Raw genomic sequence first — 7691 nt, 5'->3', positions numbered from 1 at the left:
ACCCCCCCCCCCCCCCCCCCCCCCCCCCCCCCCCGGGGGGGGGCGGGGCCCGCGCGGCCCGCGGGTCTACCAGGCGTAGTCCTCGGGGGCCGGCTTGTGGCCGGGGAAGAGCTCGTCGAGGCGGTCCAGGGTCTTCTGGTCGAGGTCCAGGTCGAGCGCCCGGAGGGCGGCGTCGAGGTGGGCGGGGGTGCGGGGGCCGATGATGGGGGCGGTGACGGCGGGGCGGGAGAGCAGCCAGGCGAGCGCGAGGTCGGCCGGGTCGGTGCCGAGTTCGTCGGCGAAGTCCTCGTAGGCCTGGAGCTGTTCGCGGTGCCTGTCCAGGAGTTCGCTCGCGTAGCCCAGGGCGCTGCGGCCGCGGGTGCCCTCGCGCTCCTTGCGCAGGACGCCGCCGAGCAGGCCGCTGCGCAGCGGGGACCACGGGATCAGCCCGAGGCCGTAGTGCTGGAGGGCGGGGATGACCTCCAGTTCGATCGCCCGGTCGAGGAGGTTGTAGAGGGACTGCTCGCTGACCAGGCCGAGGAAGTGCCGGGAGCGGGCGGCCTCCTGGGCCTGGGCGAGGTGCCAGCCGGCGAAGTTGCTGGAGCCGACGTAGATGATCTTGCCCTGGGCGACCAGGACCTCCATCGCCTGCCAGATCTCCTCCCAGGGCGTGGCCCGGTCGATGTGGTGCATCTGGTAGAGGTCGATGTGGTCGGTCTGCAGCCGGCGCAGGCTGGCCTCGACGGCCTTGCGGATGGCGAGGGCGGAGAGCTTGCCGTCGTTGGGCCAGTCGCTGGTGTTCGCGTAGGCCTTGGTGGCCAGGACGGTGCGCTCGCGGCGGCCGCCGCCCTGGGCGAACCAGCGGCCGATGATCTCCTCGGTGCGGCCCTGGAGGTTGCCCTCGCTGTCGCGGCCGTAGGAGTTCGCGGTGTCGAAGAAGTTGATGCCGCGCTCGTGGGCGGTGTCCATGAGGCGGTGGGCCTCGGCCTCCTCGGTGTGGGGGCCGAAGTTCATGGTGCCGAGGCAGAGGCGGGAGACGGTCAGGCCGGTACGGCCGAGGTGGGTGTACTCCATGGCGCCCCACCTAAAGCCACACCGGCCACGGTGTCCAGCACATTACGGCGACCCGGCGGGTCACCGCCCGTGCGTGGCGAACTTCCGTACGGCCAGCGGCCCGCAGAGCGCCAGCAGGGCGGCGCTCCACAGCAGCGTGGCGAGGACGGCGTGCTGCATCGGCCACGCGGAGCCGGGCGCCGCCGGGTTGCCGAAGAGTTCCCTGCTCGCCTCCACCACGGAGCTGATCGGGTTCCAGTCGGCGATCACCCGCAGCCAGCCGGGCATCCCGCCGGTGGGCACGTAGGCGTTGGTGACCATCGCCAACGGGAAGACGACGACGGAGAGTTGCCCGGCGGCCTCCTCCTTGCCGACGGCCAGGCCGAGCAGCGTGCCGACCCAGGTCATCACGAAGCGGAAGAGCAGCAGCAGTGCGAACCCCTCCAGCGCGTCGGCGGCGCCGTGCCGGGCGCGCCAGCCGGCGGCCAGTCCGACCAGGGCCAGCAGGGCCAGCACGACGACGCTGACCAGCAGGTCGGCGAGGTTCTGCCCGAGCAGGAGTCCGGTACGGGAGACCGGCATCGAGCGCAACCGGTCGGTGACCCCGCGCCCGACGTCCCGGGCGGCGCCGACCATGGTGGGCATGATGCCGTTGGTGGCGACCATGGCGAACAGCCCGGGCATCAGGAACTCCCGGTAGTCCCCGCCGCCGGGCACCTGCATGGCGCTGCCGAAGACGTACCCGAAGACCACCACCATGACCACCGGAACGCCCAGCGAGGCGGCCAGCAGGCCGGGCGAGTGGCGGTAGTTGAGCAGGATGCGGAGCATCGACGTCCAGGTGTCGGAGACCAGCCGGGCGCCGAGCGAGGGGCGCGCGGCGGCGGGGACGGCGGTGCGGGCGGACGTGCGGACGGCGGTGGCCATCAGGCGGCCCTCCCCAGCTCGGCGTTCTCCCGGGTCTTCCCGGTGAGGGCGAGGAACACGTCGTCGAGCGAGGGCACCCGGACGGCGACGTCCTCGGCGACGACCCCGGCCCCGTCCAACTCCCGCACCAGCGCGGGCAGCAGGACGGACGCCCCGGGTGCGGTCAGCACCGTGACCGTCCGCTCGGCGACGTCCACCTGGGCGTCGCCGCCCGACAGGGCGGACAGCACCACGGCGGTGGCGGCGAGCTGCTCCACCGTGGCCAGGGTCACCGAGACCTGGCTGCCGATCGCCGCCTTGAGCCGCTCGGGTGGGCCGGTGGCGATCGCGGCGCCGTGGTCGACCACCACGACGTCGTCGGCGAGCCGGTCGGCCTCCTCCAGGTACTGGGTGGTGAGCAGCACGGTGGTGCCGCCGTCGGCCAGCTCCTTGACGGTGTCCCAGATCCCCTGGCGGCTGCGCGGGTCGAGCCCGGTGGTGGGCTCGTCCAGGAACAGCACCGGCGGGCTGGTGACCAGGCTGGCGATCAGGTCGAGGCGCCGGCGCATGCCGCCGGAGTAGGTGCGCACCAGCCGGTCGCCGGCCTCGGCGAGGCCGAAGCGGGTGAGCAGTTCGTCGGCGCGCTCCCGGGCCCGGCGGGCGCCGAGGCGGTGCAGCCGGCCGAACAGCCGGAGGTTGTCCCGGCCGGTGATGCCCTCGTCCAGTGCGGCGTGCTGGCCGGCCAGGCCGATCGCCCGCCGGACCTCCTCGGCCTCGCGGACGGCGTCGTGCCCGGCGACCCGGACGGTGCCCTCGTCGGGGGCGACCAGGGTGGCGAGGACGCGCACGGCGGTGGTCTTGCCGGCGCCGTTGGGGCCGAGCAGACCGCAGACGGTCCCGGCCGGCACGGTCAGGTCGAGGCCGCGCAGGGCCTCGGTGGCCCCGAAGCGTTTCCGCACGCCCGCCATCTCGATGGCGGGTCGGGAGGTGTCGGACATGGCTACGCCCTTCTCTAGGTACAGCGTACGTAGAAGCTGAACGCCATGCTACTACGTACGACGTACGTATCTAAGATGGGGAAGCGAGGTGATCTTCCAGTGCCGTCCAGCAAGCCCCCCAGCACTCCCGACCGGCCCGACCAGCCCGAACAGCCCGCGCGGCCCACGCCGCCCGAGGCCCCCGAGCTGATCTGGCTGCGCCCCGAGCGCACCGGCCGCGGCCCGCGGCCGGCCCACAGCCGCGACTCCATCGCGGCGGCCGCCATCGTCATCGCCGACGCCGAGGGCCTGGAGGCCGTCTCGATGCGCCGGGTCGCGGCCGCGCTCGGCGCGGGCACCATGTCGCTCTACAACTACGTGCCGAAGAAGGAGCACCTGCTCGACCTGATGCTCGACGCGGCCACCGCCGAGTACCGGCTGCCGCCCGCCCCGAGCGGAGACGTCCGCGCCGACCTGGCGGGCCTCGCGCACGAGCAGCTCGCGCTCCTGCGCCGCCACCCCTGGCTGCCCGCCCTGGTCCTCGCCCGCCCGGGCATCGGCCCCAACGCCCTGCGCTACACCGACCACTTCCTCGCCGTCACCGCCCCCACCGGCCTGCCGGGCGGGGCCCGGATGGAGGCGATGGCGCTGTTCAACGGCTTCATCTGCCAGTTCGCCCAGTACGAGCAGACGGCGGCCGCGGGCGCCAAGTGGCAGGCGGAGATGGTCGGTTACCTCACCCAGGCGGCGATGAGCGGCGCCTACCCGAACCTGGCCCAGGCCTTCGCCACCGCGGGCCCGCCCGCCGACCCGGACCAGGCCTTCGACCGCACCCTGGACCGGGTCATCCACGCCATCCTGGCGCCCGCGGCGGGGGGTTAGGGCGCACGGCCCGCGGCGGGGGGTTGAGACGCACGGCCCCGCCGCGGGGAGGTCAGCCCAGGACCTCCCGGGTCAGCACCCCGGCCGCCCGGCCGTCCACCAGCACCACCACCGCCGGGCGCCCGCCCGCCAGCGCCGCCCGCGCCTCGGCGGCCGACTGCCCGACCCCGACCGTCGGCAGGGCCGGCCCGAGCAGCGGGCGTACCGGGTCGTCCGGCTCGGCCCCGCCCTCGGCCAGCGCGGCCGTGAGCACCTCCCGGGACACCGAGCCGACCACCTCGGTCGCGCTCACCCCGTACGGCCGCGCCGCCCGCGCCAGCACCGCCGGGGCGATCCCGCCGGGCGCCGCCCGCAGCGCCTCCAACGCCCCGGCCACGGTGAGGTCCGCGCCGACGGCGACCAGCGGCCCGGCGGCGTCCAGCAGTTCCCGCAGACCGCCCGCCCCCTCCTCCGCTTCCTCCCGGTCCTCCAGGAAGCCCCACTCCCGCATCCAGGCGTCGCTGTGCACCTTGGACAGGTAGGAGCGGCCCGAGTCCGGCAGCACCACCACGACCAGGCCATCCGGCCCCAGCCCGCGCGCCACCCGCAGCGCCGCCGCCACCGCCGTACCGGAGGAGGGCCCGGCCAGGATGCCCTCCTCGCGGGCCAGCCGGCGGGCGGTCAGCAGCGACTCGCGGTCCGGGATCCGTTCGTAGGAGTCGATGACCTCCGAGTCCAGGGCCTGCGGCCAGCGGTCCTCGACCGTCTCGGGGTGGAGGAAGTGGCCGATGCTCTCCACGAACCACGGGCTGCCGTCCCCGCCGCCGTAGGAGGAGGACTCCGGGTCCGCGCCGACGACCGTCACCGAGCCGCCGGACACCTCCTTGAGGTACCCGCCGGTGCCGGTGACGGTGCCGCCGGTGCCGACGCCCGCGACGAAGTGGGTCACCCGGCCGCCGGTCTGCTCCCAGACCTCCGGGCCGGTGGTCCGGAGGTGCGCGTCAGGATTGGCCAGGTTGTCGTACTGGTTGGCGAGCCAGGCGCCGGGGATCTCCTCGCTGAGCCGCGTGACCACGTTGAACAGGTGCCGCGGGTCCTCCTGCGCCACCGCCGTCGGTGCGAGCACCACCTCCGCGCCGTACGCCCGCAGGATGTCGGCCTTCTCCGGCGCCGACTTGTCCGACACCCCGGCGATCACCCGGTAGCCGCGCTGCCGCCCGACGAGGGCCAGCCCGATCCCGGTGTTCCCGGAGGTCGCCTCGATGATCGTCCCGCCCGGGCCCAGCAGCCCGTCCCGCTCGGCGGCCAGCACCATGGACAGCGCGGCGCGGTCCTTGACGCTGCCGCCGATGTTGAGGAACTCGGCCTTGGCGTAGACCGGCGCGGCGATCCCGGCGCCCAGCCGGGCCAAGCGGATCAGCGGCGTCCCGCCGATCGCGTCCAGGACGGATTCGTGCACTGCGGTCATGTCGGCAGCTCCCTCACTGCGTACGGACGTGTCCGCCCGAGCCTGCCCACGCCCGCGCCCGGCCATCCGTCCCGTCCGCCCCGCCCACCCGGGCGGCCCCGACCGCCCCGGCGCACCACCCCGACCCGCCCGACCGGCCGCCCGCTAGAGTCCCCGGCATGTCCCGCCTCAAGATCGAGATATCCGTCCCGGAGAGCCACGTCGAGCAGGTCGTCGACGCCCTCCACGCCGCCGGCGCCGGCCGGATCGGCGAGTACTCCCGCTGCGCCAGCGTCTGGCGGGTCACCGGCACCTGGCTGCCCTCCGCCGCCGCCCGGCCCCACCTGGGCACGGCCGGCGAGGTGGAACGGGCCGAGGAGTGCCGGGTGGAGTCCTCCTGCGAGCGGGAGCAGGCCGCCGCCGTGCTGGCGGCCGTGCGCGCCGCCCACCCGTACGAGGAGCCGGTGGTCAACTTCCTGCCGTTGTACGACCCCGCCGCGGACTGAGCCGGACGGCCCGCCGCCGGCCCGCCCACGGCCCGCTGACCACCCGCCGAACGGCCCTCGGGCGGCCCGCCCGCCCCATCCGCCCCACCCTCCCCGACCCGGGGAAATCCCCTCGTCCCGACCGTCCTGACGCCGTACCGTGGTCCGGTCAACGATCTTGGAGCACGCGGAACGGGGCGGTACACCATGCAGGACTACCAGGGCTGGGTCGACGAGCGCTTCGGCGCCGTCGCCGACGCCTTCGCGGGCAACTTCGCGGCTTTCCCCGAACTCGGCTCCGCCGTCACGGTCTTCGTCGGCGGCCGCAAGGTGGTCGAGCTGTGGGGCGGCACCGCCGACCAGCGGACCGGCCGGGCCTGGACGCAGGACACCGTCGTCCCGGTGTTCTCCTGCGCCAAGGGCGCGGTGAGCATCAGCGCCCTGCTGCTCGCCCAGCAGGGCCGCCTCGACCTGGACGCCCCGGTCGCCCGCTACTGGCCCGAGTTCGCGCGCCACGGCAAGCAGGACGTCACCGTCCGGACGATCCTCGGCCACCGGGCGGGCATCCCGGCCCTGGACGCGGTGCTCCCGTTCGAGGAGGTCGCCGCCTGGGATCCGGTGATCCGCGCGATCGAGGCCCAGCAGCCGCTCTGGGAGCCGGGCACCACCTACGAGTACCACGGCCACGTGTTCGGCTTCGCCGTCGGCGAGGTGATCCGCCGGATCACCGGCCTGACCCCGGGCGCGTTCCTGCGCGAGGAGATCGCCGGGCCGCTCGGCCTGCCGCTGTGGATCGGCCTGCCGGAGAGCGAACTCCCGCGCCTGGCCCGGCTGGTGGAGGCCGAGGGCCGCCGCCCGATGCCCGGCCCCGAGCACCTGCTCACCCGGATCGTCACCATGAACGGCGCCCTGGTGTTCCCCGGTCTGGACGTGCCGCACGGCTGGAACGACCCGGCCCTGCACGCGATCGAGCTGCCCGGCGCGGGCGCGGTCGCCTCCGCCACCGGGCTGGCCGGCCTGTACGCGGCCGCGGCCACCGGCCTGGACGGCGGCCCCCGGCTGCTCTCCGCCGACACCGTGACCGACGCGGTGCGCGAAGTCTCCTCCGGCCAGGGCTTCCTGGGCTTCGACATGGGCGCCCGCTGGGGCTCCGGCCTGCTGCTGGACTCCGCCGGGTTCCGCCCGCTGCTCGGCGCGCGCAGCTTCGGCAACGACGGCGCCGGCGGCCAGTTCGCCTTCGGTGACGACGAGTTCGGCGTCGGCTTCGGCTACGTCGCGAACCGGATGATCGGCCACGGCGACGCCCGCGCCAACCGGCTGATCGAGGCGGTGCGCGGGTGCCTGGGGTGACGGACTTCCTCGACCGGCTCACCCGGTTCTTCGCCACCGGCGCCCTCGGTGAACTGCGCTACGGCGCCCGGCTGTCCGAGCTCTCCGCCCGTTACGGAGCCCCGTGGGACGGCGGCCGGATCCACCGCGAGGGCCGCTGGCCACACGCCTTCGGCTTCGGCGACGCGCTCACGGTGTTCTGCCACTGCCGGCAGCTCCGTTCGGTGTCCCTGGCGACCTGGCAGGGCGAACTCGAACTCCCCGTGGACGGCGGCGGGACCCGGACCTACCGGACCGCCGTCGTCGAGTCCGAGCTGACCGCCGCACTCACCGCGGCGGGCTGCACCTGGCGGACGGTGGAGTACGAGAACCTGCCCGACCAGCGGACCCTGGAGTTCTCGCCCGTCGAGGACGTCTGGGTGGCCCTGATCCTCACCGACCGCGAGAACCGGGAGGACCCGCCGCTCGCGGACTGGATGCTGTACAAGGTGATGATGTGGGGCTGGGACCACGTCGACTGCCCGGGGCCCGAGCCGTCCCTCCCGGACGACGGCTGGGACTCCTCCGAACTCTGAGGCGGCGGCGGGGGGGGGGGCGCCCCCGGGCCGGCCTGTTTCAAAAACACTCACAACCCCGCCCCCACACAACGTGTAT

The 7691-nt window shown here is 74.7% G+C and carries 8 protein-coding genes; 4 read left to right on the top strand and 4 right to left on the bottom strand.

The genetic code is table 11. The annotated features are described in order from the left end of the window. Positions 1-66 precede the first annotated feature (66 nt). From ACFWXO_RS18145 to ACFWXO_RS18135, 3 genes are read right to left on the bottom strand one after another with little or no spacing between them, the layout of a single operon-like run. Positions 67-1053, bottom strand: coding sequence for an aldo/keto reductase (locus tag ACFWXO_RS18145; RefSeq protein ID WP_375889841.1), 987 nt, complete (start codon positions 1051-1053; stop codon positions 67-69). 60 nt (positions 1054-1113) lie between these two features. Continuing rightward, positions 1114-1959 (bottom strand): ABC transporter permease, encoded by an 846-nt coding sequence (locus ACFWXO_RS18140; RefSeq protein ID WP_375889844.1) that lies wholly within the window; start codon positions 1957-1959, stop codon positions 1114-1116. Then, the gene (locus tag ACFWXO_RS18135) at positions 1959-2936 is read right to left on the bottom strand and encodes an ATP-binding cassette domain-containing protein (protein ID WP_380524860.1); all 978 of its coding nucleotides are present in this window, start codon (positions 2934-2936) and stop codon (positions 1959-1961) included. The genes ACFWXO_RS18140 and ACFWXO_RS18135 overlap by 1 nt, the downstream gene beginning before the upstream one ends. Before the next feature lie 99 nt (positions 2937-3035). Between ACFWXO_RS18135 and ACFWXO_RS18130 the strand changes: the two genes are divergently transcribed. Then, positions 3036-3797, top strand: a complete 762-nt coding sequence (locus ACFWXO_RS18130; RefSeq protein ID WP_380524859.1) for a TetR/AcrR family transcriptional regulator — start codon at positions 3036-3038, stop codon at positions 3795-3797. Positions 3798-3849: 52 nt separating this feature from the next. Here ACFWXO_RS18130 and ACFWXO_RS18125 read toward each other — a convergent pair whose 3' ends face one another. After that, positions 3850-5244, bottom strand: coding sequence for a pyridoxal-phosphate dependent enzyme (locus ACFWXO_RS18125; RefSeq protein ID WP_380524858.1), 1395 nt, complete (start codon positions 5242-5244; stop codon positions 3850-3852). A gap of 158 nt (positions 5245-5402) precedes the next feature. On the opposite strand from ACFWXO_RS18125, the gene ACFWXO_RS18120 reads away from it, so the two are divergent. From ACFWXO_RS18120 to ACFWXO_RS18110, 3 genes are all read left to right on the top strand, one after another. Then, the gene (locus ACFWXO_RS18120) at positions 5403-5729 is read left to right on the top strand and encodes a hypothetical protein (protein ID WP_375889852.1); all 327 of its coding nucleotides are present in this window, start codon (positions 5403-5405) and stop codon (positions 5727-5729) included. Between the two features lie 186 nt (positions 5730-5915). Further along, positions 5916-7058, top strand: a complete 1143-nt coding sequence (locus ACFWXO_RS18115) for a serine hydrolase domain-containing protein (protein ID WP_380524857.1) — start codon at positions 5916-5918, stop codon at positions 7056-7058. Then, positions 7055-7612, top strand: coding sequence for a hypothetical protein (locus ACFWXO_RS18110; protein ID WP_380524856.1), 558 nt, complete (start codon positions 7055-7057; stop codon positions 7610-7612). The genes ACFWXO_RS18115 and ACFWXO_RS18110 overlap by 4 nt, the downstream gene beginning before the upstream one ends. The last annotated feature ends 79 nt before the right edge of the window (positions 7613-7691 follow it).

This window comes from Kitasatospora sp. NPDC059088, assembly GCF_042738155.1.
In the GTDB taxonomy this organism is placed as follows: domain Bacteria; phylum Actinomycetota; class Actinomycetes; order Streptomycetales; family Streptomycetaceae; genus Kitasatospora.
This window is presented reverse-complemented; position numbering and strand designations above follow the sequence as displayed.

Bases quoted from the DNA above. Each gene is read 5' to 3' on its own strand.
- ACFWXO_RS18145 (WP_375889841.1), bottom strand. From the start codon at position 1,053: ATGGAGTACACCCACCTCGGCCGTACCGGCCTGACCGTCTCCCGCCTC.
- ACFWXO_RS18140 (WP_375889844.1), bottom strand. From the start codon at position 1,959: ATGGCCACCGCCGTCCGCACGTCCGCCCGCACCGCCGTCCCCGCCGCC.
- ACFWXO_RS18135 (WP_380524860.1), bottom strand. From the start codon at position 2,936: ATGTCCGACACCTCCCGACCCGCCATCGAGATGGCGGGCGTGCGGAAA.
- ACFWXO_RS18125 (WP_380524858.1), bottom strand. From the start codon at position 5,244: ATGACCGCAGTGCACGAATCCGTCCTGGACGCGATCGGCGGGACGCCG.
- ACFWXO_RS18120 (WP_375889852.1), top strand. From the start codon at position 5,403: ATGTCCCGCCTCAAGATCGAGATATCCGTCCCGGAGAGCCACGTCGAG.
- ACFWXO_RS18115 (WP_380524857.1), top strand. From the start codon at position 5,916: ATGCAGGACTACCAGGGCTGGGTCGACGAGCGCTTCGGCGCCGTCGCC.